This window comes from Mesorhizobium sp. LjNodule214 (assembly GCF_964252735.1).
Taxonomy (GTDB): domain Bacteria; phylum Pseudomonadota; class Alphaproteobacteria; order Rhizobiales; family Rhizobiaceae; genus Mesorhizobium.
On sequence record NZ_CAXUPE020000001.1, the window covers coordinates 1,533,812 to 1,559,734 of the forward strand.

The 25,923-nt window shown below is 63.7% G+C and carries 23 protein-coding genes, 1 other RNA gene and 2 pseudogenes; 19 read left to right on the forward strand and 7 right to left on the reverse strand.

Going from position 1 to position 25,923, the window contains the following annotated elements; genetic code table 11:
• Window positions 1-5 precede the first annotated feature (5 nt).
• Window positions 6-869, forward strand: a complete 864-nt coding sequence (locus tag ACSQ3Z_RS07380) for a prephenate dehydratase (RefSeq protein WP_404275227.1) — start codon at window positions 6-8, stop codon at window positions 867-869.
• A 47-nt stretch (window positions 870-916) separates the two neighbouring features.
• Here the strand turns inward: ACSQ3Z_RS07380 and ACSQ3Z_RS07385 are convergent, their stop codons facing one another.
• Entirely contained in the window at window positions 917-1,759 is an 843-nt protein-coding gene (locus ACSQ3Z_RS07385) for a LysR family transcriptional regulator (protein ID WP_436170669.1), read from the reverse strand.
• 85 nt (window positions 1,760-1,844) lie between these two features.
• On the opposite strand from ACSQ3Z_RS07385, the gene ACSQ3Z_RS07390 reads away from it, so the two are divergent.
• Window positions 1,845-2,831 carry an aldo/keto reductase gene (locus ACSQ3Z_RS07390; protein ID WP_436170670.1) on the forward strand — a complete coding sequence of 329 codons (987 nt, stop codon included), beginning with the start codon at window positions 1,845-1,847 and terminating at the stop codon, window positions 2,829-2,831.
• Between the two features lie 50 nt (window positions 2,832-2,881).
• On the opposite strand, the gene ACSQ3Z_RS07395 is transcribed toward ACSQ3Z_RS07390, so the two are convergent.
• From ACSQ3Z_RS07395 to ACSQ3Z_RS07405, 3 genes are read right to left on the reverse strand one after another with little or no spacing between them, the layout of a single operon-like run.
• Window positions 2,882-3,184, reverse strand: a complete 303-nt coding sequence (locus ACSQ3Z_RS07395) for a Dabb family protein (protein ID WP_436170671.1) — start codon at window positions 3,182-3,184, stop codon at window positions 2,882-2,884.
• 10 nt (window positions 3,185-3,194) lie between these two features.
• Window positions 3,195-4,136, reverse strand: a complete 942-nt coding sequence (gene nudC / locus ACSQ3Z_RS07400) for an NAD(+) diphosphatase (RefSeq protein ID WP_436170672.1) — start codon at window positions 4,134-4,136, stop codon at window positions 3,195-3,197.
• Between the two features lie 39 nt (window positions 4,137-4,175).
• Window positions 4,176-4,595, reverse strand: a complete 420-nt coding sequence (locus ACSQ3Z_RS07405; protein WP_120015023.1) for an HIT domain-containing protein — start codon at window positions 4,593-4,595, stop codon at window positions 4,176-4,178.
• Between the two features lie 202 nt (window positions 4,596-4,797).
• Between ACSQ3Z_RS07405 and ffs the strand changes: the two genes are divergently transcribed.
• The 11 genes from ffs (at window position 4,798) to ACSQ3Z_RS07460 (ending at window position 15,911) form a co-directional block, all read left to right on the forward strand.
• Window positions 4,798-4,894: signal recognition particle sRNA small type (ffs, locus tag ACSQ3Z_RS07410), an RNA gene on the forward strand.
• A gap of 105 nt (window positions 4,895-4,999) precedes the next feature.
• Complete coding sequence (locus ACSQ3Z_RS07415) at window positions 5,000-6,802, forward strand: DNA polymerase III subunit gamma/tau (RefSeq protein WP_436170673.1); 1,803 nt, start codon at window positions 5,000-5,002, stop codon at window positions 6,800-6,802.
• 17 nt (window positions 6,803-6,819) lie between these two features.
• Window positions 6,820-7,143, forward strand: a complete 324-nt coding sequence (locus tag ACSQ3Z_RS07420) for a YbaB/EbfC family nucleoid-associated protein (protein ID WP_120015025.1) — start codon at window positions 6,820-6,822, stop codon at window positions 7,141-7,143.
• Between the two features lie 217 nt (window positions 7,144-7,360).
• Window positions 7,361-8,356 carry a cell wall hydrolase gene (locus ACSQ3Z_RS07425; RefSeq protein ID WP_436170674.1) on the forward strand — a complete coding sequence of 332 codons (996 nt, stop codon included), beginning with the start codon at window positions 7,361-7,363 and terminating at the stop codon, window positions 8,354-8,356.
• 121 nt (window positions 8,357-8,477) lie between these two features.
• Window positions 8,478-9,083, forward strand: coding sequence for a recombination mediator RecR (gene recR / locus ACSQ3Z_RS07430; RefSeq protein ID WP_006199390.1), 606 nt, complete (start codon window positions 8,478-8,480; stop codon window positions 9,081-9,083).
• Between the two features lie 24 nt (window positions 9,084-9,107).
• Window positions 9,108-10,424, forward strand: coding sequence for a lytic murein transglycosylase (locus tag ACSQ3Z_RS07435; protein WP_436170675.1), 1,317 nt, complete (start codon window positions 9,108-9,110; stop codon window positions 10,422-10,424).
• A 259-nt stretch (window positions 10,425-10,683) separates the two neighbouring features.
• Window positions 10,684-12,321, forward strand: a complete 1,638-nt coding sequence (locus ACSQ3Z_RS07440) for an ABC transporter substrate-binding protein (protein WP_436170676.1) — start codon at window positions 10,684-10,686, stop codon at window positions 12,319-12,321.
• Between the two features lie 18 nt (window positions 12,322-12,339).
• Complete coding sequence (locus tag ACSQ3Z_RS07445) at window positions 12,340-13,407, forward strand: ABC transporter permease (RefSeq protein WP_436170677.1); 1,068 nt, start codon at window positions 12,340-12,342, stop codon at window positions 13,405-13,407.
• Window positions 13,404-14,324, forward strand: coding sequence for a nickel transporter permease (nikC, locus tag ACSQ3Z_RS07450; RefSeq protein ID WP_436170678.1), 921 nt, complete (start codon window positions 13,404-13,406; stop codon window positions 14,322-14,324). The genes ACSQ3Z_RS07445 and nikC overlap by 4 nt, the downstream gene beginning before the upstream one ends.
• Window positions 14,325-14,334: 10 nt before the next feature.
• On the forward strand, window positions 14,335-15,168 hold the full coding sequence (locus tag ACSQ3Z_RS07455; RefSeq protein ID WP_436170679.1) for an ABC transporter ATP-binding protein: 834 nt from the start codon (window positions 14,335-14,337) through the stop codon (window positions 15,166-15,168).
• Window positions 15,165-15,911 carry an ABC transporter ATP-binding protein gene (locus tag ACSQ3Z_RS07460; protein WP_436170680.1) on the forward strand — a complete coding sequence of 249 codons (747 nt, stop codon included), beginning with the start codon at window positions 15,165-15,167 and terminating at the stop codon, window positions 15,909-15,911. The genes ACSQ3Z_RS07455 and ACSQ3Z_RS07460 overlap by 4 nt, the downstream gene beginning before the upstream one ends.
• 36 nt (window positions 15,912-15,947) lie before the next feature.
• Here the strand turns inward: ACSQ3Z_RS07460 and ACSQ3Z_RS07465 are convergent.
• Window positions 15,948-17,066 (reverse strand): annotated as a pseudogene (locus ACSQ3Z_RS07465) (efflux RND transporter permease subunit); the annotation flags it as partial.
• Window position 17,067: 1 nt separating this feature from the next.
• Window positions 17,068-17,770: pseudogene (locus ACSQ3Z_RS07470) on the reverse strand (efflux RND transporter periplasmic adaptor subunit); the annotation flags it as partial.
• Window positions 17,771-18,024: 254 nt separating this feature from the next.
• On the opposite strand from ACSQ3Z_RS07470, the gene ACSQ3Z_RS07475 reads away from it, so the two are divergent.
• The gene (locus ACSQ3Z_RS07475; RefSeq protein ID WP_436170681.1) at window positions 18,025-19,302 is read left to right on the forward strand and encodes a 4-aminobutyrate--2-oxoglutarate transaminase; all 1,278 of its coding nucleotides are present in this window, start codon (window positions 18,025-18,027) and stop codon (window positions 19,300-19,302) included.
• Here ACSQ3Z_RS07475 and ACSQ3Z_RS07480 read toward each other — a convergent pair.
• Window positions 19,299-20,549 (reverse strand): NAD(P)/FAD-dependent oxidoreductase, encoded by a 1,251-nt coding sequence (locus tag ACSQ3Z_RS07480; RefSeq protein ID WP_436170682.1) that lies wholly within the window; start codon window positions 20,547-20,549, stop codon window positions 19,299-19,301. The two genes, ACSQ3Z_RS07475 and ACSQ3Z_RS07480, sit on opposite strands and share 4 nt — an antisense overlap.
• A 425-nt stretch (window positions 20,550-20,974) precedes the next feature.
• Here ACSQ3Z_RS07480 and ACSQ3Z_RS07485 point away from each other — a divergent pair, with 425 nt between their 5' ends.
• The 5 genes from ACSQ3Z_RS07485 to ACSQ3Z_RS07505 all read left to right on the forward strand — a co-directional run bounded on the left by ACSQ3Z_RS07485 (window position 20,975) and on the right by ACSQ3Z_RS07505 (window position 25,871).
• Window positions 20,975-22,264, forward strand: a complete 1,290-nt coding sequence (locus ACSQ3Z_RS07485) for an imelysin family protein (protein ID WP_436171858.1) — start codon at window positions 20,975-20,977, stop codon at window positions 22,262-22,264.
• A 151-nt stretch (window positions 22,265-22,415) separates the two neighbouring features.
• Entirely contained in the window at window positions 22,416-22,727 is a 312-nt protein-coding gene (locus ACSQ3Z_RS07490; RefSeq protein WP_006201122.1) for a hypothetical protein, read from the forward strand.
• A complete protein-coding gene (bfr, locus tag ACSQ3Z_RS07495; RefSeq protein ID WP_065518165.1) occupies window positions 22,693-23,178 on the forward strand; it encodes a bacterioferritin in 486 nt (161 codons plus the stop codon). Before ACSQ3Z_RS07490 ends, bfr begins: the two co-directional genes overlap by 35 nt.
• Window positions 23,179-23,190: 12 nt before the next feature.
• Window positions 23,191-24,798 carry a di-heme oxidoredictase family protein gene (locus ACSQ3Z_RS07500; RefSeq protein WP_436170683.1) on the forward strand — a complete coding sequence of 536 codons (1,608 nt, stop codon included), beginning with the start codon at window positions 23,191-23,193 and terminating at the stop codon, window positions 24,796-24,798.
• Window positions 24,798-25,871 carry an imelysin family protein gene (locus ACSQ3Z_RS07505; protein ID WP_436170684.1) on the forward strand — a complete coding sequence of 358 codons (1,074 nt, stop codon included), beginning with the start codon at window positions 24,798-24,800 and terminating at the stop codon, window positions 25,869-25,871. Before ACSQ3Z_RS07500 ends, ACSQ3Z_RS07505 begins: the two co-directional genes overlap by 1 nt.
• Window positions 25,872-25,923 lie beyond the last annotated feature (52 nt).

The window sequence follows — 25,923 nt, forward strand, 5'->3', positions numbered from 1 at the left end:
TGGGCATGCCTGAAAAGACCAACAGAATATCCTTCCAGGGTGAACCGGGCGCCAATTCCGACACCGCCTCCCGCAATATGTTCCCGGCGATGGAGCCGTTGCCGTGCCCGACCTTCGAGGATGCCTTCAACGCGGTCGAGACCGGCAAGGCCGAGCTCGCCATGATCCCGATCGAGAACACGATCGCCGGGCGTGTCGCCGACATCCATCATCTCCTGCCGGAATCGAAGTTGCACATCGTCGGCGAATATTTTCTGCCGATCCACTTCCAGTTGATGGTGCTGCCGGGTGTGAAGCGCGAAGAGATCAAGACCGTGCACAGCCATATCCATGCACTCGGTCAGTGCCGCAAATACATCCGCAAGAATGGCTGGAAGCCGGTGGTCGCCGGCGACACGGCGGGTTCGGCGAAGCTGGTTTCCGAGGTCAAGGACCGCACCATGGCGTCGCTCGCCCCGGCGCTGGCCGCAGAGCTCTACGGGCTCGACATCATCGAGAAGAATGTCGAGGACACAGACTCGAACGTCACCCGCTTCGTCGTACTGACCAAGAACAAGCACTGGGCTGAGCGCCCGGCGCCGGACGTCAAGATGATGACGACCTTCATCTTCCGCGTTCGCAACGTGCCGGCCGCGCTCTACAAGGCCATGGGCGGCTTCGCCACCAACGGCATCAACATGACGAAGCTCGAAAGCTACCAGCTGGGTGCCTTCACCGCGACCCTGTTCTACGCCGATATCGAGGGCCATCCCGACGATCCGCTGGTCAAGCTGGCGCTCGACGAGCTGCGCTTCTTCTCGCGCGAAATGCGCATCCTCGGCGTCTATCCTGCCAGCCAGTCACGCGAGCAGTGGAAGGTGGCCGACTAGCGCCCTCGTTTGAACGGGATCGTCCGCGACCGGTGGACTGCGGACGGTCAACTCTTGCCGTCGAAGGCTCGATCCGAACCAATGAGCCGTGCGATCTTGTCGATCGTCGCGCGCACCTCCGGCAATTTGCGATCATCGCCATGCACCACCAGCCATTGTTCATGTGACAACTCCTCGATCACATCATCGGTGCGGACCAGATCGTTGTGGGCATCGCCAACGAAGCAGGGCAACACCACATGGCCGGCGCCGGCAAGCGCGAGGTCGAGGAGCGAGCGCGGCTGGGTGACTTCAAAGCGTATTTGATCTCGCTTGTTGGCGCGCACCCAGATTGCCGATGGCGTGTTCACTGTAGCCGCGATCCAATCAGTCTTTCGAACAGCATTCGGATGTGCGTAGGGAGCAAATGCGACGGTCTTTGTCCTGCGAGCCGCGACTCCCTGCTCGGACGGCCTCCGGTTCCGAATCCCGATCAATGCCTCGCGCCTGCCTATGTTCTGCACCTCTTCAACGGCGCTGAAGACGATATTCCGGTCGCTCAACCCCAGTTTTTCGATGTTGCGTGCCAGGTACCAGGTCATCCAGGTGCCAGCGGACACACGGATGGGCGCCGACACGTTTCGTCGCGAGAACTCCCTGGCAATATCCAGGAACCGCTGCTCGATGGTCTCCGCCTGAGACGTCAGCGCTCGACCTGCCGCTGTCAGCTCATAGCCAGATGGCAGCCGGGAGAACAACTCGGCGCCCAGCGCCCGCTCAAGATCGACGACATGTCGGCTCAGCGTTGCCGCACTCTGGCCAACGGCCTTGGCTGCGGACGAAAGGCTTCCATCGCGCGCGACTGCCAGAAAGATTCTCAGATCCGACCAGTCGACATCCATTTCATTCATGCGCAGCCCTCTCCATTTTTGTCGACTCCCATCTGAGGTCGATCTGGCGCCATATCAATACCGGGCAGCCTGCGGAGACATGAATATGGCAATGAAAATTCATCTGGGATCGCGGATTGGCATGGGTTGCTGGGCAATCGGCGGCCCCTTTTGGTCAGGAGAGAGTGCGGTCGGATATTCCGGCACTGACGACAGCCAATCCGTGAAGACCATTCATGCGGCATGGGATGGTGGAATTCGGCTCTTCGATACGTCGGCGGTGTATGGGGCCGGGCACTCGGAGGAGCTTTTGGGCGAGGCGCTCTCGGACCGTTCGGAAGCAGTCATCGTGTCGAAGTTCGGCCATTCCTTCGATCCGGATTCCCGCCAGATGATGGGCGCAAGGTTCGACCCCGACTATGTGCGCCGGTCGGTTGCTGAGAGCCTCCGCCGACTGGGCCGCGATCGCATCGACGTGATGCTGCTTCACCTGAACGATCTTGCGATCGAAGATGCGGCACCCGCGTTCGAGGTCCTGGAGCAACTTGAACAGGCTGGCGATATTCGAAGCTATGGCTGGAGCACGGACTTTCCGCCAAGCGTCGAGGCATTCGCTGACCGGAGCGGCTTTTCAACGGTCCAGCATGCGATGAATGTCTTCTTCGATGCGCCGTCCATGTGCAAAACCGCACATGACAACGGCTTGGCGCAGCTGATCCGGTCGCCGCTCGCCATGGGCGTGTTGACGGGGAAATTCTCGGATGGACGGACGGTTCCACCCGACGATGTCAGGTCGGTTCCCGCGGATTGGCAGGTGTACTTTGAAGCATCACGCGCCCGTTCCGACTTGACCAGGCAGATCGATGCAATCCGCGACTTGCTCACCGCCGGTGGGCGGACGCTCGGTCAGGGGGCCTTGTGCTGGCTGCTGTCGAAAGGCGGCAACATTCACCCGATCCCCGGCGCAAAAACTCCCAGGCAGGCTGTCGAGAACGCCGCGGCCCTGGAGTTTGGGCCGCTGCCTGAGACCGTGATGGCTGAGATCGAAACCATTCTCCAAAGACCGCCAGAAGGTGAGTTTCGCGCTCGATAGCTTCACAATGGCCACTTTGGATCGAACGCGGTCGTCGGAGTGACTGGATCCTAATTCCAGCCGAGCGGCACGTAGTCGATCTCCATGAAGGCTTCGACTTCCGGCAGCCAACGGTCGCGGACGAAGGCGACATGATCGGGGTGGTCGTTGTACCGCGTATAGGCGGCCTGATCGGCGAACTCCATCGAGAAGCCGAAGCGATAGTCGTTCTTCGGGCTGACCTGCCGCAACTGCTCGAAATGGGTGACGCCCTTGATCGCGGCGAGGATACTCTTGGCGTCGGCGAGAAACCTCTTTTCCTCCAGCGAATGCAGCGGATGCTTCAGCGTGAACACGACGGTATGACGGATCATTTTTCTGCTCCTACTCGCTATCGACCCAAGCGCGGATAAGGTGGTGGGCGATTGCCCCTTTCGGCGGTGTGATCAGGCCGCCCGCATGCTCGCGGGTCAGCATTAACCGCACCTCGTCGCGGTAGAACCAGCGGCAGTCTTCGAGCTCGTTGAGGTCGGCCTGGATGTCGTCGTTGAGCGGTTCGCCGAAGCAGCCGATCATTAGCGAATAGGGGAACGGCCAGGGCTGGCTGGCGTGGTAGACGACACGGCCAAGCCGGATGCCGGCCTCCTCCAGCGTTTCGCGGCGCACCGCCGCCTCGATCGTTTCGCCCGGCTCGATGAAGCCGGCGAGCGCCGAATACATGCCCGGCCCAAAATGCCGGCCGCGGCCGAGCAGGCATTTTTCCGGCGTCACCGTCAGCATGATCGCCACGGGGTCGGTGCGCGGGAAATGCTCGGTGCCGCAGGCCGGGCAGTGCCGCTTGTAGCCGCCCGCCCGCATTTCGGATTCATTGCCGCATTTGCTGCAGAAGCGATGGCTGGCATGCCAGGCAAGCAAGGCCGCGCCTTGCGCCAGCGCGCCTGCCGCCGCCTCGTCGATCAGCCCTTGCATGTAGACCGAGCGGTAGTCGATGGCCTTGATCGTCTCGGGAAGCTGCTCGGGCTCGATCCCGACCGGCACGGCAAGCACCGGGCCGCTCTCGGAAAAGCCGAGCAGGACCCCTTGCGCAAGTGATGGCTGGAACGGCCCGCTCTCGGTCACGTTGAACCAGGGATTGAGCCCGCCATCCCCGAGCTTCAGATGAAGCCGGCCGCCATGCATCAGCAGAAGCCTTGCCGCAGGGTCGGCGAGCGCCTTTTCGACGGAATCGTCGGCGCGGTTCTCGGACTGCCGGTCGATCGTGTTGCCGGCAAAGCCGACGAACTGGCTCGGCTCGCGCAAGGGCGCGTCAAACAGGCGGAAGCTCATGGAGACTCGAAACTGCTCAGGATGGACTCGGGGGTCCGCTTATAACGCCGCCTTGATCGTTTGGGCAAACCGGCGGATGTCGGACTTTTGGTAGGGCTCGCGCATGCCGTGCCCCCAGACCGGCCCCGGCCAGCCCGGATCGCCCTCCGAGCGCGCGATGACATGGACGTGCAGCTGGCGCACGATATTGCCGAGCGCGCCGGTGTTGATCTTGGTGCAGCCGGTGGTCCTTTTCAGCGCCTGCGCAACCATGTTGGTCTCGAAGGTCAGCATCGCCTGGTCGAGCGGCGTCATGTCGTGGATTTCTTCCACGCCCGGCCGCTGCGGCACCAGGATCAGCCATGGCCAGCGGCGGTCGTTCATGACCCTGAGTTCGCACAGGCCAAGCCACATCAGCTGCTCGCTGTCCGCCTCCAGCCTGGCGTCGAGCGTGAATCCGGCCTTGAGGCCCGGCAGCATAGGCGTTTTCCTCACTTTTATGGGCTTCGCAGCGCTTTTTTTTGACTCATGGACGCTAGAGCGGCTGCAAGGGGGCTGCAAGCGATTCATTGGCCGGTATTGCGGATTTGAAGGCCTGTCGGGCGAAGAACCTTCCGGGCTTCGTGGCGCCGATTCTCGTGCGCCCTTGCATTTCATCGCCGAATTGCCGATATGGAACGCGGGAGGTTGGTGGTGGACGATCCACTCGCCAACCGGGTCAGGTCCGGAAGGAAGCAGCCCTAACGAGCCCGGAACGGGTCATTGTTCCAGCCTCCCGCCTCTTCGCCTTACTGTCGCGACATTGACGGCGCCAAGCCGTGCGGGCGAAACTATGCGCAGGAATCGGCCGCCTTCCGTCGCGGTCCTGGGAGCTTTGACGGCGAATGAGCGAAGCCGGAAATTTGGGGACGGACAAGGCCGGCGCCTACCGCGTCCTGGCGCGCAAATACCGTCCCTCGAATTTCTCCGAGCTGATCGGCCAGGAGCCGATGGTCCGCACGCTGACCAATGCCTTCGCCTCCGGCCGCATCGCCCAGGCCTGGATGCTGACCGGCGTGCGCGGTGTCGGCAAGACGACGACGGCCCGCATCCTGGCACGCGCCCTGAACTACAAGACCGCCACCGTCGACCAGCCATCGGTAGACCTTGCCGTCTTGGGCGAGCATTGCCAGCCGATCATGGAAGGCCGCCATGTCGACGTCATCGAGATGGACGCCGCCTCGCACACCGGCATCGACGATATCAGGGACATCATCGAGCGCGTGCGCTATGCGCCGGTCTCGGCCCGCTACAAGGTCTACATCATCGACGAAGTGCACATGCTCTCCACCCAGGCCTTCAACGGCCTGTTGAAGACGCTGGAAGAGCCGCCGCCGCACGTCAAATTCATCTTCGCCACCACCGAAATTCGCAAGGTGCCGATCACCGTTCTGTCGCGCTGCCAGCGTTTCGACCTCAGGCGCATCGACGCCGGTGCGCTGGTCGCGCATCTCTCGTCCATCGCCGGCAAGGAAGGCATTGCGGTCGACGACGACGCGCTGGCGATGATCGCTCGCGCCGCCGAAGGCTCGGCCCGCGATTCGCTTTCCATTCTCGACCAGGCGATCGCCCATGGCAGCGGCGCGGTCAGCGCCGAAGCCGTGCGCGCCATGCTGGGCCTTGCCGACCGTGCCCGCATCGTTGACCTGTTCGAACATGTCATGAAGGGCGACGTCGCGGCGGCACTCGCCGAATTCCGCAACCAGTACGACACCGGCGCCGATCCCGCCGCCGTGCTGACCGACCTTGCCGAGTTCAACCATCTCGTCACTCGCCTGCGCTTCGTGCCGACCGCCCTCGATGACGCCTCGCTGTCCGAGGACGAGCGCCGGCGCGGCGCCGATTTCGCCAGGACGCTTTCGGTCCGGGTGCTGTCCAGGACATGGCAGATGCTCCTGAAAGGCATCCCCGAGGTGCAGTCGTCCAACCGGCCGGTCAGCGCCGCCGAAATGGTGCTGATCCGGCTCGCCCATGCCGCCGACCTGCCGACGCTGGACGAGGCGCTGAAATCGCTGGAAGGCGCCGCATCGGGTCCCAATGGCGCGCCTCGCTCGAATGGGGCCCCCGCTAACCCCGGCAATGGCGGCGGTGCCAGCGCGGTGGCGCAGACACGCATGCCGACGACCGGCGGCGGTGCGCAGACGATGCGGCTGGTCGAGGCCGAGCCGCTACCCACCGCTTTCGTGCCGGCACCGGAACCGATCGCCGAAGTGCCCGTGGTTCCGGTGAAATCGCTGGCCGACATCGCCGCGCTCGCCGACGTCAATCGCGACATCGCCTTCAAGGTGCTGATCAAGCGCTGCGTGCGCCTGGTGCGCATCGAGCCCGGCCGCATCGACGTCAGCCTGACTGACGACGCGCCGAAGATGCTGCTCAACGACCTGACGACCAAGCTGCGCGCCTGGACCGGCCGCAACTGGCTGGTGTCGCTGTCGAAGGAAGCCGGCGGCCAGACAATGGCCGAGATGGAATCGACGAAACGCGAAAACGCCTTCCTCGATGCCAAGAGCGATCCGACGGTTGCCGCCATCCTGGCGCGCTTTCCCGGCGCCAAGATCATCGACGTGCGCATTCCTGACACGCCGGAAGTCGACGACGCCGAGGCCGAGCTGCCGGTCGAATCGGCGGCGGACGACGAAGAAAACTGAAAACTGAGGACCTAACGATGAAAGATCTTCTCGGCCTGATGGGCAAGGCGAAGGAAATGCAGGCCAAGTTCCAGGCCATGCAGGACGAGATCGCCACGCTGGAAGCCACCGGCCAGGCCGGCGGCGGCCTGGTCGTCGTGACGCTGACCGGCAAGTTCGAGATGAAGTCGCTGAAGATCGATCCGTCGCTGTTCAAGGAAGACGAGGTCGAGATCCTCGAGGACCTGCTTCTCGCCGCCCACAATGACGCCAAAAATAAGGTCGAGCAGGTCATGCAGGAGAAGACCAAGGCGCTGACGGCAGGCTTGCCGATCCCGCCCGGAATGAAATTGCCGTTCTAAGCCGGCTCCGACCAGTTAATTGATTATGAACGGAAATTGGACGCCGGGGCTGTTGTTAGGACTTTCCCTGGCTTAGTTCACGCCGTCATTTCCGGGCATTTATAAAGTTTTACCTATGCTGCACGAATGCTAATCCTTTAGCCATCTTTTTGCCGTTAAGAGTCTCATTCTTGCCACATCTCGGGGCGGGCTGGCAGCTGGAAATGAGGCATTTTTGTTGATCGCGACGCGATGGAAGACGCCGCTGCTGCTCAGCATCGTCACTTCTCCCCTGTTCCTGGCCGGTTGCAGCCAGACCACCACGCACGGCATGTCGGTCGCCAGCCTGACCAACGCCATCACGCCAAGCTTCCTCAGCACAGGCGCCTACGGCCACACGCCGAAGGAGAAGGAGTGCCTGGAGCGGGCGATGTTCTTCGAGTCCAACCGGTCGAGCCGCGACGGCATGATCGCTGTCGGCACGGTGGTGATGAACCGGCTGCGCTCTGGCCAGCATGGCAACACCATCTGCGAAGTCGTCGGTGAGAAAGGCCAGTTCGCGCCGGGCGTGATGACGCGGCCGATGAACTCCAAGGCGATGCCCGATGTCGAGGAAGCCGCCGAGGCGGTGCTCAAGGGCGAGCGCAAGGGCAAGCTGAAGAACACGATGTTCTTCCACACCGCCGGCCTGCGCTTCCCCTACAAGAACATGCACTACACGATGGTCGCCGGCGGCAACGCCTTCTATGAGAAGCGCGGCCGCAACTGGAAGCCGCTGCCGGACGAGCCCCAGACGATGGTTGCCTCTGCGACGCCTCGGTCATCGGAGGCCGCCGCGCCGGTGACGCTCGTGGCTTCCGCGGAGCCTTTGCCCGGTGTCAAGGCTACCACCGCCAAGGCGACGGCTGCCAGGGCGACGGCCGACAAGACAGTTCCCGCCCAGGCAGCCCCCGCCCAGGCAACCTATGTCACCGCTGCGGTAGCGCAGCCGGCGAAATCCTCGCGCGTCGCTGCGGCGGTGAAATCCGCGCCGCCCAAGCAGACCGTTGTGGCGATGCAGGAGCCCATGCAGGAACCGGACGCTTCCCGTTTCGGCGGAGCCGCACCCCAGCAGGCCATCACCTCGTTCCCGGCGCCGCAAGAGGCAGCGATGGGGTTCCAGTCGACGCCTGAGAACACCGATGCCATCGGCGCGCTGATCGTCAGCCAGAGCCGGCCGCTCGAAACCTACTAAGGAACGGTCGGCGCTCAGCGTCTTGGCTGGGCGTTTTGGGCTGACTGGTTATGGCAGGTAGCGTGCGGACGCGTGGCGCTGCGCTGTTCCAAAGCGTGTGGAAAAATCCTAGATCAGTGCGATGTCCAAGCGAATCGCCGGTCCCGAGATCGAACGCCTGATCCAACTCCTGGCCAAGGTGCCGGGGCTCGGTCCCCGTTCAGCTAGGCGTGCCGCCCTTCATCTCATCAAGAAGAAGGAGCAGCTTTTGTCGCCGCTCGCCGCCGCCATGGGCGAGGCGGCCGACAAGGTGCGCATTTGCACCACCTGCGGCAATGTCGACACCTCCGACCCCTGCATGATCTGCACCGATCCGCGCCGCGACGCCGCCACGCTGATCGTCGTCGAGGATGTCTCCGACCTGTGGGCGCTGGAGCGGGCAGCCGCCATGAACGTGCGCTACCATGTGCTTGGCGGCACGCTGTCGCCGCTCGACGGCATCGGCCCCGAACAGCTCAACATCCGCTCGCTGGTCGACCGTGTGGCGGGTGGCGAGGTAAAGGAGGTCATCCTCGCCGTCAACGCCACCGTCGAGGGCCAGACCACGGCTCACTATTTGACGGATCAGCTTTCCGGCTTCGAAATCAAAGTCACTCGTTTGGCGCATGGTGTGCCGGTCGGCGGCGAGCTTGATTATCTCGATGAAGGCACGCTTGCTGCCGCGCTACGCTCGCGGACGGCGTTTTGACGCAATTGGCGGGGAGGATCTGTGATGAGCGGTTTTCCTGAAACGATTGTTCTCCGTCCCACCCCCCTCGGCAGGACAGAGGGGGGTGTGAAGGAACGCCAATCTCTCAAATTCGCTCTGCTTTACGTCTTCGCAGCGCTGATCGCGCTCCTCGCCACCTTCCCCGCCTCCGCCGCAAAAATCGACGACCAGTTCTATGCCTGGCTGCAAAACAACCTCTGGCCCGAAGCCAAGGCCAAAGGCATCTCCAAGAAAACCTTCGACGAGGCCTTCGTCGGCGTGAAGCCGAACCTCAAGTTGCCCGACCTGGTTATGCCCGGAGAGAAGCCGAAGACGCCGCAAAAGCAGCATCAGGCAGAGTTCGGATCGCCCGGTGCCTATTTTGCCGAGAGGACCGTTCGCGCCGTCACAGCCGGCGGACGGACGCGCGAGGGCGCCAATGCGAGGGTGCTCGGATTGCTTGAGAAGCGCTACGGCGCACCGGGCGAGGTGCTGCTGGCGATCTGGGGCCGCGAAAGCGGCTTCGGCGCGGCCAAGATGCCCTACGACGCCTTCGAGGTGCTGGGCACCAAGGCATTCATGTCGACGAAGAAGGACTTCTTCCGCACCGAGCTGCTGGCGGCACTCGAGATCGTCGAGCGCGGGCTGGCCCCGGTTGGGGCGATGAAGTCGTCCTGGGCCGGCGCACTCGGCCAGCCGCAATTCATGCCGACATCCTTCCTCAAACATGCTGTCGATTTCGATGGCGACGGCCGGCCCGACATCTGGAATTCGGCGCCTGACGTGCTGGCCTCGATCGCCAACTACCTCGTCCACTATGGCTGGGTGAGGAACCGCGGCTGGGGGTTCGAGGTGACAGTGCCGCAAAAAGTCTCCTGCTCGCTCGAAGGACCCGACCAGGGCAAGAAGATCTCCGAATGGGTGGCGATGGGCATCAGGCGCGTCGGCACGAAAGCCTTCCCGGCAAGCGAATTGAAGGCCGAGGGCTTTCTCCTGATGCCGGCCGGGCGCAGCGGCCCGGCCTTCATCGTCACGCCCAATTTCTACGTGCTGAAGGAATACAACACCAGCGACCTCTACGCCCTGTTCATCGGCCATGGCGCCGACCGCATCGCCCAGGGCGACTCGAATTTTACCGGCAGTTGGGGGCCGGTCGGCGGCCTGCACAGATCCGACATCGCCGCCCTGCAGCGGGCACTCGAGGCCGAGGGCTACGATGTCGGCAGCGCCGACGGCCTGCCCGGCTTCAAGACGCGCCGCTCGATCGGCAACTGGCAGGCAAAGAACGGTCGCGCCGCCACCTGCTTTCCGGACGCCGATCTGGTCACAGTGCTGAAGTAGCCCAGACATTGGCAGTTGTTTCCCGATTGGTGGCATTGGTTAGCCGGAGTTTGCCTCGGCTTGGCAAGCCATTCTGGACCAATATACGGCCTTGCAAATGCTCGTTGCCGGCTTGGAAGCCGCCGGATATGGTGTTGACCAATTGGACAAAAACCACGACGCTAAAGGGTCATGGGGCCGTCGTTCGGCCCCTAAAGAATTCTGCAATCCTGAGCCGGGAACTCAGGTCAACAAACCGACAAAACAGGGAACGATCACCATGATGCTGGAAAAGTTTGCTCTCCGCTCACGCGCATTGCTTGCAGGTGCCGCACTGTCCGCGCTGCTCGTAGCACCCGCGTTTGCCGTCACGCCCGCCGACACGCTGGTCGAAGGTTTCGCCATCGACGACATCATCTCCATGGATCCAGGCGAGGCGTTCGAGCTGTCGACCGCGGAGGTCACCGGCAACACCTACGATCTCCTGGTCCGCCTCGACCTCAGCGACACCTCCAAGGTCAAAGGCGATCTCGCCGAAAGCTGGACCGTTTCCGACGACGGCCTGACCTACACCTTCAAGCTCAAGCCCGGGCTTAAATTCGCTTCCGGCAACCCGATCACGGCGGCCGACGTCGCCTATTCCTTCGAGCGCGCCGTCAAGCTGGACAAGAGCCCGGCCTTCATCATCGGTCAGTTCGGCGTCAGCGGCGACAATGTCGCCGAGAAGGCCAAGGCCGTCGACGACGCGACCTTCCAGTTCACCGTCGACAAGGCCTACGCGCCGAGCTTCGTGCTGAACTGCCTGTCGGCCACCGTCGCTTCAGTGGTCGACGCCAAGGTGGTCAAGGAACATGTCGCCGCGGTGACGCCGAGCGCCGACTACAAATGGGACAACGACTTCGGCAATGCCTGGCTGAAGACCGGCTATGCCGGTTCCGGCCAGTTCAAGCTGCGCGAATGGCGCGCCAACGAGGCCGTCGTCCTTGAACGCAACGACAATTACAATGGCGACAAGGCCAAGCTCGCCCGTGTCATCTATCGCAACATGAAGGAAAGCTCGGCGCAGCGCCTGGCGCTGGAGGCCGGTGACATCGACGTTGCCCGCAATCTCGAGCCGAACGATCTCGACGCCATCGCCAAGAATGCCGACCTCACCACCACCAGCGCGCCCAAGGGCACGGTCTACTACATCAGCCTCAACCAGAAGAACCCGAACCTCGCCAAGCCCGAGGTTCGCCAGGCCTTCAAATATCTGGTCGACTACGACGCGCTGAGCTCGACCATCCTCAAGGGCATCGGCGAAATCCACCAATCCTTCCTGCCCAAGGGCGACCTGGGCGCAATCGACGAGAACCCGTTCAAGCTCGACGTCGCCAAGGCCAAGGAACTGCTGGCCAAGGCCGGCCTGCCCGACGGCTTCAGCGTCACCATGGATGTGCGCAACGGCCAGCCGATCACCGGCATGGCGGAATCGATCCAGCAGACGCTGGGCCAGGCCGGCATCAAACTGGAGATCATCCCCGGCGACGGCAAGCAGACGCTGACCAAGTACCGCGCCCGCAACCACGACATCTATATCGGCCAGTGGGGCCAGGATTACTTCGATCCGAACTCCAACGCCCAGACCTTTGCCTCGAACCCCGATAATTCGGATGCCGGCAAGACCAAGACTCTGGCCTGGCGCAATGCCTGGGACATTCCGGACCTGACCAAGCAAACCGAAGCCGCCCTGCTCGAAAAGGACTCGGCCAAGCGCGCCGAGATGTACAAGGATCTGCAGAAGACGATCCTTGACACCAGCCCCTTCGTCGTCATCCACCAGCAACTGGAAGTGGCCGGCCTGCGCAAGAACCTCAAGGGCTTTGCGCTCGGCCCGAGCTTCGACACCAATTTCGTCGGTTCGGTCTCAAAGGAGTGATGCCGGCGGACACGCCGCATGAGCGCGGCTGAAAACCAGGTGGCGGCAGGGCGCGGCAGCGCCCGTGCCGTCACTGTTCTATCATCGATCGGCCGCTTCCTGGTCATCGCGATCACGACCTATCTCGGTCTTCTCGCGGTGACCTTCTTCATCGGCCGCGTCATCCCGATCGACCCGGTGCTGGCGGTGCTGGGCGACCGGGCGCCGGCCAATGTCGTCGAGCGCACCCGTCGCGAGATGGGGCTCGACCTGCCGCTGATCGAGCAGTTCTACATCTACGTGAAAGGCGCGCTGAACGGCGATTTCGGCACCTCGGTGCTGACCACCAACCCGGTGATGACCGACATCCGCCGCGCCTTCCCGGCGACCATCGAACTGGCGACGCTCGGCACGCTGATCGGCTCGGTCGTCGGTGTGCCATTAGGCGTGCTGGCAGCAGTCCGGCGCGGCAGCCTCATCGACCAGATCGTGCGCATCATCGGCCTGATCGGCTATTCCGTGCCAATCTTCTGGCTGGGCCTGCTCGGGCTTGTCCTGTTTTACGCCAAGCTGCAGTGGGTGGCTTTCCCGGCGCGGCTCGACGTCGTCTACGAATACACCTTCACGCCGATCACCGGCTTCTATCTCCTCGACGCGGCGATGCAGGGGCAGTGGGATGTCTTCTACGACGCCTTTCGCCACATCATCCTGCCGGCCTCGCTGCTCGGCTATTTCTCGCTCGCCTATATCAGCCGCATGACACGCTCCTTCATGCTGAACGAGCTTTCGCAGGAATACATCGTCGCCGCGCGCGCCAAGGGCCTGTCGGAACGGCGCATCATCTGGTCCCACGCACTGCGCAACGCCGCGGTGCCGATGGTCACGGTGATCGCGCTCTCTTATGCCGGGTTGCTCGAAGGCTCGGTGCTGACCGAGACGGTGTTTTCGTGGCCGGGCATCGGCCTCTACATCACCAATTCGCTGCAGAACGCCGACATGAATGCCGTGCTCGGCGGCACCATCGTCATCGGCTCGGTCTTCATCGCCATCAATCTTTTCTCCGACCTGCTCTACCGGGTGCTCGATCCGAGGACCAAGGCAGGATGAGCGCGGAAACAATCCAGACCCGCCGCGACTGGCTGCTCAGCGATCGGCCGGCCTCGCGCATGCAGGCAAGGCTCGGCCGTGCCTATGTGACCTGGCGGCGCTTTTCCGCCAACCGGCTGGCATTTGTCGGGCTGCTCATCATCATCGGACTGCTGGTAGTCGCGGCTTTCGCCGACGTGCTGGCGCCCTATTCGCCAACCATTGGCGACCTCAAGGGCTCTCGCCTGCTGGCGCCAAGTGCCGCGCACTGGTTCGGCACCGACGATCTCGGCCGCGACATCTATTCGCGCATCATCTACGGCTCGCGCTGGACGCTCTACGTCGTCATTCTCGTCGCCATCATCGCAGCGCCCATCGGCCTGCTGGTCGGCACCGTCGCCGGCTATGCCGGCGGCTGGACCGATGCCATCCTGATGCGCATCACCGACATCTTCCTCGCTTTCCCGAAGTTGATCCTGGCGCTGGCCTTCGTCGCCGCCCTTGGCCCCGGCATCGAGAACGCGGTGCTGGCGATCGCCATCACCTCCTGGCCGCCCTATGCCCGCATCGCGCGCGCCGAGACGCTGACGGTGCGCAATTCGGATTACATCAAGGCAGTGCAATTGATGGGCGCCTCGCCGTTCCGCATCGTTCTGCGCCACATCATGCCGCTCTGCATCTCCTCGCTGATCATCCGCGTGACGCTCGACATGGCCGGCATCATCCTCACCGCCGCCGGCTTGGGCTTCCTCGGCCTCGGCGCGCAGCCGCCACTGCCGGAATGGGGCGCCATGATCGCATCCGGCCGCCGCTTCGTGCTCGACCAATGGTGGGTGGCGGGCGCGCCGGGCTTCGCCATCCTCATCGTCAGCCTCGGCTTCAACCTGCTCGGCGACGGCCTGCGCGACGCGCTCGATCCCCGGAGTGGTGACCAATGAGTGGTGACCAATGAGCACGCTTCTCGAAGTCGACGACCTGCGCGTCAACTTTCCGACCCGGACCGGCCTGGTCCAGGCGGTGCGCGGCGTTTCCTTCTCGCTCGGCCGCGAGCGGCTCGGCATCGTCGGCGAGAGCGGCTCCGGCAAGTCGCAGACCGGCCGCGCCATCATGGGCCTGACGCCGCCGCAGGCCGAGGTGACGGCGAAAAAGCTAGCCTTCGACGGCATCGATCTGCTGGCGGCGCCGGCCCGCCAGCGTCGCGCGCTGCGGGGAAAACGCATCGCCATGATCCTGCAAGATCCGAAATATTCGCTCGATCCGGTGATGAGCATCGGCCGCCAGATCGTCGAGACGCTGCGCACGCATGAGAAGGTCGGAAGGGCCGAGGCGCGCGAGCGGGCGCTGGCTATGCTGGAGGCTGTGCAGATCCGCGACCCGGCCCGCGTCTTCGATCTGCATCCGCACGAGGTCTCGGGCGGCATGGGCCAGCGCGCCATGATCGCCATGATGCTGATCGCCGGTCCCGAGATGATGATCGCCGACGAGCCGACTTCGGCGCTCGACGTTACCGTGCAGCTCGATGTGCTCGGTATCCTCGACAGACTGGTCAGCGAGCGCGGCATGGGGCTGATCTTCATCTCGCACGATCTGCGCCTGGTCTCTTCCTTCTGCGACCGCGTCATCGTCATGTATGCCGGCAAGGTGGTCGAGCAGCTCAAGGCGTCGGAGCTCCGCGACGCCCAGCATCCCTACACGCGCGGCCTGCTCAATTGCATGCCCAGGATCGGCTTCGAACGCCACCCGCTGCCGGTGCTCGACCGCAAGCCGGAGTGGGCGTCATGAATGCCGCGCTTTCCATTGACGGGCTGGAGGTGGTCTTCGACGGCTTTCGCGCGCTGAAAGGCGTCAGCCTCGAAGTCAAATCAGGCGACTCCTACGGACTGGTCGGCGAGAGCGGTTCCGGCAAATCGACGCTGCTGAAAGCCATCGCCGGTCTCGCGCCGGCTGCATCTGGCACCATCGCCGTCAACGGCAAGACGCTCGGCACGCGCCGTGACAAGGCCTTCTACCGCGAGGTGCAGATGGTCTTCCAGGACCCCTATGGCTCGCTGCATCCGCGCCAGACGGTCGACCGCCTGCTGCAAGAGCCGCTCGCCATCCACGGCTTTGCCGATGGCGAAAAGCGCATTCAGCGCGCGCTGGACGAGGTGGGCCTCGGAACCGGTTTCCGCTTCCGCTATGCGCATCAACTCTCCGGCGGCCAGCGCCAGCGCGTGGCGATTGCGCGGGCACTCATCCTCGAACCGTCGATCCTGCTGCTCGACGAGCCGACCTCGGCGCTGGACGCCTCGGTGCAGGCCGAAGTGCTCAACCTGCTGGAAGAGATCCGGCGGCGGCGCAAGCTCACCTTCCTGATGGTCAGCCACGACCTCGCCATCGTAACCCACATGTGCGAGCGGCTGATGGTGATGCAGAACGGCGAAGCGGTGGAAAATCTCACGGCGAGCCAACTGATCGGGCATCGCGTGACCAAGGACTACACGCGCAACCTGCTCAGGGCGAGCGAAGGATTTGTGAGGGTGTAACTTCTATCGCTTACGTCGCAACTCGAATTTTCTGCCTCAGGCTGCCCCACCTTCCGGCACCGTTTTGCCTTGTGAGCTTTCGCTCTCCTGCGCCTGCTTCGGCTCCTTGATCCTGAACCACGTCACATAAAGCGCCGGCAGGAACAGCAGCGTGATTGCCGTGCCGGCGATGATGCCGCCCATCATGGCGTAGGCCATCGGCCCCCAGAACACTTCGCGCGCGATCGGGATCAGTGCCAGGCTGGCGGCAGCCGCCGTCAGCGCGATCGGCCGCATGCGGTGCTCGGTCGCCTCGATGACGGCCGCCCAGCGATCCTTGCCTTCGGCGACGAGGTCTTCGATCTGCACGATCAGGATCACAGAGTTGCGGATCAGGATGCCGATCAGCGCCAGCACGCCGAGGATGGCAACGAAGCCGAGCGGCGCGCCGCTCGGCACCAGTGCGGCCACCACGCCGATCAGCCCCAGCGGCGCCACCGCCACGACCAGGAACAGACGCTGGAAGCTCTGCAGCTGCACCATCAGGATGGTCGCCATGATGAACAGCATCAGCGGCACCACGGCAGCGATCGGGCCCTGGCTGTTGGCGCTCTCCTCGACCGAGCCGGCGGTGGCAACCGAATAGCCCGGCGGCAGCTTGGCGATGAAGGCATCGACCGACGGCTTCAATTCGTTGACGACGGTGGCGGGCAGCACGTCGCCGACCAGCCCGGCGCGCACGGTGATCGTCGGGATGCGGTCGCGGCGCCATACTGTCGGCTGTTCGAGCTCGTAGCGGAAGTTGGCCACCGCCGCGAGCGGGATCGACTCGCCGGTGCCGGTCGGCAATTGCATGTTCTGCAGCGTTCCGATCGAGCCGCGTTCGGCCTCGCGCGAGCGGGCGACCACATTGATCAGGTAGGTGGCGTCGCGCACCTGGGTGATAGTGACGCCGCCGACCTTGCTGTTCAGCGCGCTGGCGATGTCGGAGGAGGTGATGCCGAGCTGGCGCGCCTTGTCCTGCAGCACGTCGACCCGCAGCACGCGCTGCGGCTCATTCCAGTCGAAGGTGGGGGCTGCCAGCTTCGGATTGGTGGAAATGATGCCGGCGAACTGCTGCGCCAGGTCGCGCACCGTCTGGATGTCGGGACCGCCGACGCGGTACTGCACCGGGCGCAACCAGCGTCTCCTGCACGTTGAAGACCGCGTCGCGATCGCCATCCTCGGCGATGGTGAAGACGGCCTGCGCCGCCTGCACCACCTGTCCGGCTTCGACCTGGCGGGCGGTGATCAAACCGGCCGCACCCGCCTTGAGTTCGGTGAAGGACAGGTTCTCCTTGGCGTTGGCGAGCGCGCTCTGGGCTGCGTCGAGGCTGCCTTGCGCCACCTTCGACGCCTGGTCGGCCGCGGTCGTACTCTCGCCTTGTGGTGAAGCCCTGTGCGAGCAGCGTCTTCTGCCGCTCGAAGGCGGCCGCGGCCTGGGTCAATTGCGCCTGCGCAGCGTCGAGATCGGCCTGCGCCGAGCGCCGGTCGGATTCCTGTTCCTGCGGATCGATGCGGGCAAGCACGGCACCCCGATCGACGTGCTGGCCGACATCGACAAGCCGTTCGGCGACGCGGCCGCCGACACGGAACGACAAATTGTTCAGCGTGCGCGCGGCGATCACGCCGGTGAGCGAGGTCCTCGGCGCATAGTCGGCCATCGCCACTGTCTCGGTGCGCACCATGACCGGCAGCTTCTTGTCGGCCGCCTCCTGCTTCTGGCAGCCGGTCAGAAGCAGCGGCAGCACTGCAAAAACGAGAATGGCGCGAGTGGTCGGGAATGACAAAAGGCGGGGGGAGGACGGCTGCGGGGCGGAGGATGTCGCGTTCCTGCTCATGGGTCCCTCACCAGCCCGGGGCGCTCTTGACGACGAGTTGTCACAGGCGATTGCGAGGATAGTCGATCCCCGAAAAAGGGAACCTCTTCGTACGCGTATCGGTTGGTTAAGGGCAGGCCGGCACAGGCTCCGGGGCGCGGCGGCAGGCCCAATCGCCTGGCAATGCTGCCGACTTGAGGAAAACGTGAAATAAGGTCAGAAGAGGTCTGGAACAGCCATCAACGAGAACGGGCGTCGGCCCGATGAGGGATGAAATGAAGAATTCAGCCATTTCCGAGCGCAAGAACCAGTCGATTTCGCGCGGCGTCGGCATGACGACGCAGATCTACGCCGACCGCGCCGAGAATTCCGAGATCTGGGACGTCGAAGGTCGCCGCTACATCGACTTCTCGTCGGGCATCGCCGTCGTCAACACCGGCCATCGCCATCCCAAGGTGATCGAGGCGGTCAAGGCGCAACTCGACCGGTTCACCCACACCTGCCACCAGGTCGTGCCTTATGAGAGCTATGTGCGGCTGGCCGAGCGGCTGAACGGCATGCTGCCCGGCAAGTTCGACAAGAAGACGATCTTCGTCACCACCGGCGCCGAGGCGGTCGAGAACGCCATCAAGATCGCCCGCAACGCCACCGGCCGTCCCGCCGTCATCGCCTTTTCCGGCGGCTTCCATGGCCGCACCTTCATGGGCATGGCGCTGACCGGCAAGGTTGTGCCCTACAAGGTCGGCTTCGGCGCCATGCCGGCCGACGTCTTCCATGCGCCGTTCCCGGTGGCGCTGCACGGCGTTTCGGTCGCCGATTCGCTGGCGGCGCTCGACCGGCTGTTCAAGGCTGATGTCGACCCGGCCCGCGTTGCGGCGATCATCCTCGAGCCCGTGCAGGGCGAGGGCGGTTTCTACGAAGCGCCACGCGATTTCATGGCGGCGCTGCGCAAGATCTGCGACCAGCACGGCATGCTCCTGATCGCCGACGAGGTGCAGACCGGCTTTGCCCGCACCGGCAAGATGTTCGCCATGGATCATCACGAAGTCGCCGCCGACATCACCACCATGGCCAAGAGCCTTGCCGGCGGCTTCCCGCTGGCGGCGGTCACCGGCCGCGCCGAACTCATGGACGCGCCGAACCCCGGCGGTCTCGGCGGCACCTATGGTGGCAGCCCGATCGGCGTCGCCGCGGCACACGCCGTGCTCGACGTGATCGAGGAGGAAAAGCTCTGCGACCGCGCCAATGCGCTGGGCGCCCGCCTGAAGCAACGGCTGCAGTCGATCCGCGACGACGTGCCCGAGATCGTCGATATCAGGGGCCCGGGCTTCATGAACGCGGTCGAGTTCAACGATGTGAAGAAAGGCCTGCCGTCGGCCGAGATCGCCAATGCGGTACGGCTGAAGGCGCTCGACAAAGGCCTGATCCTGCTTACCTGCGGCGTCTACGGCAATGTCATCCGCTTCCTGGCGCCGATCACCATCCAGGATGGCGTCATGAATGAGGCGCTCGACATTCTGGAAAGCTCGATCCGCGAGGCTCGCGCCGCTTAACCAGCCACTCGGGCAGGTTCGTCCTGGAAGGCGGCAAGCGCCGCCTTCAATCCATCGGGCCCAGTCGCAACCGTCTGCGGCGTTGGCGAGAAGCCGGCGCCGAGCATTTTGCGGCCGAGCATGTGGTCACCCGGACGGTTGACCGATTCGATGCCGAGCAGCCGGTTTGCCGCGTAGTGGTAGATCGAGAACTTGTTCTCGTTGATGTCGCCCAGCACGACATGGCTGTCGCCGCCCGATGTCAGGCCGACCATCTGCAGTTTCATGTCGCCGATATCCGACCAGAACCACGGCACGGCCGAATAGGTTTCGGCATGGCCGACGATGGTGCGCGCGGCAAGCCGCGCCTGGTCGGTGGCGTTCTGCACCGATTCCAGCCGCACGTCGGCGTTAGTGAACCAATGGCGGTAGGACGCGGCGTCGCCGATCGCGAGAATCTCGGGCAGCGACGTGCGCATCTGCGGGTCGACGCGGATACCGTTGGCGATGGCGATGCCGGCGGCCTCGGCTAGCTCGACATTCGGCACCACGCCGATGCCGATGATGACCATCTGCGCCGGCAGTTGCTCGCCGCTGGAGGTGATAGCGCCCGACACATGGCCGTCTTCACCTTCGAGCCGATCGATGGTGGTGCCGGTGAGGATGCGCACGCCCATCGCTTCCAGCCGCTGCCGGACATGGCTGGCAATGACCGGCGCCACCGCCCGGCCAAGCAGCCGTTCGACGGCTTCGACCACCGTCACCTTGCGGCCGGCCGCTCTCAGCGTCGCCGCGATCTCCAGCCCGATGAAGCCGCCGCCGAGGATGACGACGTCCTCGCTTTGCGAACTCAATTCGCGGATCAGGCGGGCGTCGGCGATCGAGCGCAGCGACAGTACCCCGGCAAGCTCCGAACCCGGCAACTTGAGAATGCGCGGCCGCGAGCCGGTCGCCAGGATCAGCCGGTCGAAGCCGAGCGTGCCGCCGCCTGATATCTCCAGCCTACGGGCGTTGGCATTGATAGCGTCGATCCGGATGCCCGGCCTGTAGTCGATGGTGCTGCCGGTGTAAAAGGCCTCGCCGCGCAGCGGCTGCGGCTTGGCCTCCTGGTCCTTGATGAAGGTCTTCGACAGCGGTGGCTTGTGGTAGGGCAGCTCATTTTCGTCGCCGATCAGGATGACGGGGCCGTCGTAACCTTCTTCACGCAGGCTCGCCGCCGCCTGCACGCCAGCGTGACCCGCACCGACAATGACCACCCCGTTCTTCATCGCAATCCTGCTTTTTCATTTCAAATCTAGGCTGTTACGCCAGGTGGCGATTGTCCGCCGCCGTCGCAAGAGCCCCGATCCGGGTCGCACCGGGAATGGTCGCCTGTCAATCGCTGTGTTCTAGGGGCACAAGGCTTAAAGTTGACAGTCGCAGTTTAGAATAATTCTAAACTGTTGTTTCAATTGAATTTTCTGATGCGTGCCAGTTGACTTCCGGCCCCTTCGCCGCTTTATGGAGGCTCGCGCGTCAGCGCATCCCTTTGATGTCTGGGCCTTGAACCCTTTCGATTGGAGGCATTTCGGTGTCTTTCTTCCGCGAACCGCGCAATGGCGCGGCGTCTCTTGTGTCATACGGCATGGCTATGCCCTGGCACCGGTCGGCACGCACGCCTTTTCCTGAATTCCCAATGAACTGGAGAACGATGATGACAGCACGATATGGCGGCAGGCTGGCTGCGATCGGCGCTACGGCTCTATTGACGGCGGCGGTGTTCGTGCTGCCGGCCAAGGCGGAAACCGATGCCAAGGCGGTCATCAAGACCTATGCCGACATCGCGCTCGCCAAATATGAGGATTCGCTAACCACCGCGCAGGCGCTCGACAAGGCTGTCGACGCGCTGCTCGCCAAGCCTTCGGTGGATACGCTGAATGCCGCCCGCGAGGCCTGGAAGGCATCGCGCGTTCCCTACCAGCAGACCGAGGTCTACCGTTTCGGCAACAAGATCGTCGACGACTGGGAAGGCAAGGTCAACTCCTGGCCGCTGGACGAAGGCCTGATCGACTATGTCGCCAAGAGCTACGGCACCGAGTCCGACACCAATTCGCTCTACACCGCCATTGTGATCGCCAACAAGGAGATCGAGATCAATGGCAAGAAGGTCGACGCCTCGAAGCTGTCGCCGGAATTCCTCTCCGGCACGCTGCAGGAGGCCGGCGGGGTCGAGGCCAATGTTGCGACCGGCTATCACGCCATCGAATTCCTGCTCTGGGGTCAGGATCTGCACGGCACCGGTCCGGGCGCCGGCGAGCGGCCCTACACAGACTACGACCTCGCCAACTGCACCGGCGGCAATTGCGACCGCCGCGCCGAATACCTGAAGTCGGCCAGCGACCTCCTGGTTTCCGCCCTGCAGGATATGGTCAACGACTGGAAGGAAGACGGCGCCGCCCGCAAGAGCCTCATTGACGGCGAGCCGAACACCGCCATCACCGCGATCTTCACCGGCATGGGCTCGCTGTCCTATGGCGAACTGGCCGGCGAGCGCATGAAGCTCGGCCTGCTGCTGCACGATCCGGAAGAGGAGCACGACTGCTTCTCCGACAACACCTACAACTCGCATCTCTACGACGCCATCGGCATCCGCGCTGCCTATCTTGCCAGCTACACGCGCCTCGACGGTACCGTCGTTCAGGGGCCTTCGGTGCACGACATGGTCAAGGCGGCCGATCCGGCGATCGATAAGGAACTGTCGGACAAGCTGGATGTCTCCGTCGCCAAGATGGAGACCATCAAGGCGCGTGCGCTGGCCGGCGAGGCGTATGACCAGCAGATCGCCGAAGGCAACACCGAAGGCAACGCCACGGTGCAGGCGGCGATCGACGCGCTGATCGACCAGACCAAGTCGATCGAACGCGCCGTCGGCTCGCTGAAGCTCAACACCATCGCCTTCGAGGGTTCCGACAGCCTCGACGCGCCGGACAAGGTGTTCCAGTAGGACCCAAGCATGACCCCGAACCGGAGGTCCGCGTAAGCGAAAAGTGGAAAGCCGGTTTTTGCTTCGCTGACCTGCGGTTCGGACAAGGTCATGCTCAACTAAAAGTACCAGCCAAACGGCGTGGAGGAACGCCGTCAGCCAGGGCAAATGAATGCTGATCTGCCATTGCAACATCATCACAGAGAGGGAGATTGAGCAGTCGATCGTCGAGTTGCTGGACCAGGATCCCTGGCAGCTTATCGTGCCGGCAAAGGTCTATCATGCCATGCACAAACGCGGTCGCTGTTGCGGCTGCTTCCCAAATGTGGTGGAAACGATCATTCGGGTAACCGAGAACTACCATGCCCGCTCGGAGGCGAGCGGCGTGGACATCGTTTCACACCTGGATCGCGTCAGAGGCCTGCGCGTCCAATACGGGAGCAGAACCCATGAAAGGCGAAAAGCAGATCATCGAGCGGCTTAACGAGGCTCTGTTTCTTGAGCTTGGCGCCGTCAATCAATATTGGGTGCATTTCCGGCTGCTCGAAGACTGGGGATACGCCAAGCTGGCAAAGAAGGAACGCGCAGAATCGATCGAGGAGATGCACCATGCCGACAAGCTCGTGGCCCGCATCATCTTCCTCGAAGGGCATCCGAACCTGCAGTCCGTGGCGCCGCTGCGCATCGGCCAGAACGTCAAGGAAGTGCTCGAGTCCGATCTTGCCGGCGAGTATGACGCGCGCACCGCCTACAAGCGCTCGCGCGAGATTTGCGAAGAAGCAGGCGACTACGTGTCGATGAAACTGTTCGAGGAATTGCTGTCCGACGAGGAAGGTCACATCGACTTCCTCGAGACGCAGCTCGACCTGCTTGCCTCGATCGGCGAGGAAAAATACGGCCAGCTCAACGCCGCATCGGCCGACGAGGCGGACTAAGGACATGCGGGAATGCGGCGCCCCGTAGAAGTCTTGCGCCGCTTGCGGCGGGCCCAAGATCATGGCCCGTCGCTCCAGAAGACCCCGCGATACCAGGTGTTTCGCGGGGCTTCGCTTGCAGTTGTGCTGACACTTTCGGCTTCGGCCCTGGCCGGCGCGCCGGAACCGGGGGGCCTCGCCACCAGCCGCACCGATCTGACGCCGAAGGATCAGGCTCGCGTCATTGCCGTCACCCGGCCGACGTCGGATTTTTCCAAGCCCGAGCCGTTCGAGCTGATGCAGGGCGGCGCCGGTACGTCGCGCAAGGACGCCAACCGCGACGCCTTCTCGCAATTCTCCGCCAACATCACCTTCGAGGAAGAAGGCACCTTCAAGCTCGGCAATGCCCTTTTCCGCAAGAACTGGGTGTCGTCGCCATCCTCGACCCAAGCTTCGGACGGGCTTGGCCCGCTGTTCAACGAGCGCGCCTGCCAGAATTGCCATTTGAAGGACGGCCGCGGCCACCCGCCGGAAGGTGACGGCGGCACCACCTCGATGTTCCTGCGGCTGGCGCGCGACGCCAGCACCGCGGAAGAAAAGGCTGAGATCGCCGACCACAAGGTGCTCAATTTTCCCGACCCGGTCTACGGTTCGCAACTCCAAGACCTCGCCGTTCCCGGTCTGCGCGGCGAAGGCAGGATGCATGTCGCGTATCAAGAACAGAAGGTGACGCTCGGCGACGGCAGCGTCGTTTCGCTGCGCAAGCCCAGCTATTCGGTCGATGGCCTGGCTTACGGGCCGCTCGACCCGCACACCACGCTGTCGCCGCGTTTGACGCCGCCAATGATCGGCCTTGGCCTGATCGAACAGATCGCGCCGGCCGACATCCTTGCCCATGCCGATCCGGACGACCGGAACAGTGACGGGATTTCAGGCAAGCCGAACATCGTGCGCGACGGCCTGAGCGGCGAACTGACGCTCGGCCGCTTCGGCTGGAAGGCACAGACCGCGTCGATCCGCGAGCAGGCGGCGGACGCTTTCTCCGGCGACATTGGCATCTCGACGCCCGAGATGCCGATAAGCGAAGGCGACTGCACCGCCGCCGAAAAGGCATGTCTCGACATGCCGAACGGTGTGCAACAGCGCCTCGGCCCGGTCGAGGCGCCGCCGCCGGTAATGGACCTCGTCACCTTCTATTCGCAAAACCTTGCCGTGCCGGCACGGCGCGATCTCGACGCGCCCAACGTGCTGGCCGGCAAGAAGCAGTTCTATGAGATGGGCTGCATTTCCTGCCACACGCCGAAATTCGTCAGCCTTCGCGGCACGCCGAACAAGGCGCAGGCCTTCCAACTGATCTGGCCGTATTCCGACTTCCTGCTGCACGACATGGGGCCTGATCTGTCCGACGGGCAGGCCGTGGGCGAGGCGACGGGCAGCGAATGGCGCACCCCGCCACTGTGGGGCATAGGCCTGACCGAGACGGTCAACGGCAACAGCTTTTTCCTGCATGACGGGCGCGCGCGCACGCTCGCCGAGGCGATCCTCTGGCATGGCGGCGAGGGCAGGAAGGCGCGCGACCGCTTTGCCGCCGCCAAAGCGGCCGACCGCGATGCGCTGGTCAAGTTCCTGGAGTCACTCTGATGCTCAAGCGTTTTTTGCCCGCTCTCGTTCTTCCGCTGGCCATGCTTGGTGTTTCCCCGGCGGAGGTGAAGGCTACCGACGTCATCCAGCGCGCGATCGACGGCTTTGTCCGCCCTGCCTATGCCAGTCTGCATCGGCACGCTGAAGCCTTGACCAAATCGATGCGCAATCTGTGCGATGCACCTTCGCAAAGTGCTCTCGATGCGGCGCGTGCCGAATATTCGGCAACGGTCGAGGCCTGGTCGGAGGCCGAGATCATCGGCTTCGGGCCGATCAAGGAGAACAACCGGCTGGAGCGCATGCTCTACTGGCCGGACCGCAAGAGCATCGGCCTGAAGCAGGTGCAGGCGGCATTGGCCGGCAAGGACCCGACCGCCACCGATCCGGCGCAACTGGCTGGCAAGAGCGTCGCCATGCAGGGGCTCGGCGCACTGGAATTCGTGCTTTATGGCGACGGCGCCGAACCTCTCGCCGGCAAGGACGATCCCTACCGCTGCGCCTATGGCGCGGCAGTCGCCGGCAACATCGAAACGATGGCCGCCGACGTCGATGAGGCCTGGAAGAAGCCTGACGGATTTGCCGCACTCTGGGCCAATCCGGGACCTCAGAACCCGCTCTACCGCGACGGCACCGAAGCAGTGACCGAACTGGTGGGCGTCTTCATCAACGAGCTGGAAATGGTCCGAGACGTCCGTCTGAAAGGCTTCCTGGGCGGCAAGCCGGAAGGTGACAAGCCGAAACAGGCGATCTATTGGCGCTCGCAAAACACCGCCACGTCGCTGGCTGGAAACCTCACCGGCATGGATACGCTGTTTCGGGCCTCGCAACTTGGCGACGCACTGCCGAAGGACGCACGCTGGATGGCCGAGTCGATCCATATCCAGCTGGTCAACGGTGTCGCCACCGCGAAGTCCGTCCAGGGTCCGATCGACAAGGCGCTCGCCGATCCGGCGCAGCGCGAAAAACTCGACCATTTCGCGCTGATCACCTCCAGCCTGACGACCCTGATCGGCACTAAGCTGACCGCCGAATTCGGCCTGACCGCCGGCTTTTCCTCGCTGGATGGAGACTGAGCATGATCCCAGAAAAGTTGCAGACTTTTTGGACAAGATCATGCTCGAACGG

Excerpts from the sequence above, each read along its gene's own strand:
- ACSQ3Z_RS07380 (WP_404275227.1), top strand. The coding sequence starts at position 6 with ATGCCTGAAAAGACCAACAGAATATCCTTCCAGGGTGAACCGGGCGCC.
- ACSQ3Z_RS07385 (WP_436170669.1), bottom strand. The coding sequence starts at position 1,759 with ATGAATGAAATGGATGTCGACTGGTCGGATCTGAGAATCTTTCTGGCA.
- ACSQ3Z_RS07390 (WP_436170670.1), top strand. The coding sequence starts at position 1,845 with ATGGCAATGAAAATTCATCTGGGATCGCGGATTGGCATGGGTTGCTGG.
- ACSQ3Z_RS07395 (WP_436170671.1), bottom strand. The coding sequence starts at position 3,184 with ATGATCCGTCATACCGTCGTGTTCACGCTGAAGCATCCGCTGCATTCG.
- nudC (WP_436170672.1), bottom strand. The coding sequence starts at position 4,136 with ATGAGCTTCCGCCTGTTTGACGCGCCCTTGCGCGAGCCGAGCCAGTTC.
- ACSQ3Z_RS07405 (WP_120015023.1), bottom strand. The coding sequence starts at position 4,595 with ATGCTGCCGGGCCTCAAGGCCGGATTCACGCTCGACGCCAGGCTGGAG.
- ACSQ3Z_RS07415 (WP_436170673.1), top strand. The coding sequence starts at position 5,000 with ATGAGCGAAGCCGGAAATTTGGGGACGGACAAGGCCGGCGCCTACCGC.
- ACSQ3Z_RS07420 (WP_120015025.1), top strand. The coding sequence starts at position 6,820 with ATGAAAGATCTTCTCGGCCTGATGGGCAAGGCGAAGGAAATGCAGGCC.
- recR (WP_006199390.1), top strand. The coding sequence starts at position 8,478 with ATGTCCAAGCGAATCGCCGGTCCCGAGATCGAACGCCTGATCCAACTC.
- ACSQ3Z_RS07435 (WP_436170675.1), top strand. The coding sequence starts at position 9,108 with ATGAGCGGTTTTCCTGAAACGATTGTTCTCCGTCCCACCCCCCTCGGC.
- ACSQ3Z_RS07440 (WP_436170676.1), top strand. The coding sequence starts at position 10,684 with ATGATGCTGGAAAAGTTTGCTCTCCGCTCACGCGCATTGCTTGCAGGT.
- ACSQ3Z_RS07445 (WP_436170677.1), top strand. The coding sequence starts at position 12,340 with ATGAGCGCGGCTGAAAACCAGGTGGCGGCAGGGCGCGGCAGCGCCCGT.
- nikC (WP_436170678.1), top strand. The coding sequence starts at position 13,404 with ATGAGCGCGGAAACAATCCAGACCCGCCGCGACTGGCTGCTCAGCGAT.
- ACSQ3Z_RS07455 (WP_436170679.1), top strand. The coding sequence starts at position 14,335 with ATGAGCACGCTTCTCGAAGTCGACGACCTGCGCGTCAACTTTCCGACC.
- ACSQ3Z_RS07460 (WP_436170680.1), top strand. The coding sequence starts at position 15,165 with ATGAATGCCGCGCTTTCCATTGACGGGCTGGAGGTGGTCTTCGACGGC.
- ACSQ3Z_RS07475 (WP_436170681.1), top strand. The coding sequence starts at position 18,025 with ATGAAGAATTCAGCCATTTCCGAGCGCAAGAACCAGTCGATTTCGCGC.
- ACSQ3Z_RS07480 (WP_436170682.1), bottom strand. The coding sequence starts at position 20,549 with ATGAAGAACGGGGTGGTCATTGTCGGTGCGGGTCACGCTGGCGTGCAG.
- ACSQ3Z_RS07485 (WP_436171858.1), top strand. The coding sequence starts at position 20,975 with ATGACAGCACGATATGGCGGCAGGCTGGCTGCGATCGGCGCTACGGCT.
- ACSQ3Z_RS07490 (WP_006201122.1), top strand. The coding sequence starts at position 22,416 with ATGCTGATCTGCCATTGCAACATCATCACAGAGAGGGAGATTGAGCAG.
- bfr (WP_065518165.1), top strand. The coding sequence starts at position 22,693 with ATGAAAGGCGAAAAGCAGATCATCGAGCGGCTTAACGAGGCTCTGTTT.
- ACSQ3Z_RS07500 (WP_436170683.1), top strand. The coding sequence starts at position 23,191 with ATGCGGCGCCCCGTAGAAGTCTTGCGCCGCTTGCGGCGGGCCCAAGAT.
- ACSQ3Z_RS07505 (WP_436170684.1), top strand. The coding sequence starts at position 24,798 with ATGCTCAAGCGTTTTTTGCCCGCTCTCGTTCTTCCGCTGGCCATGCTT.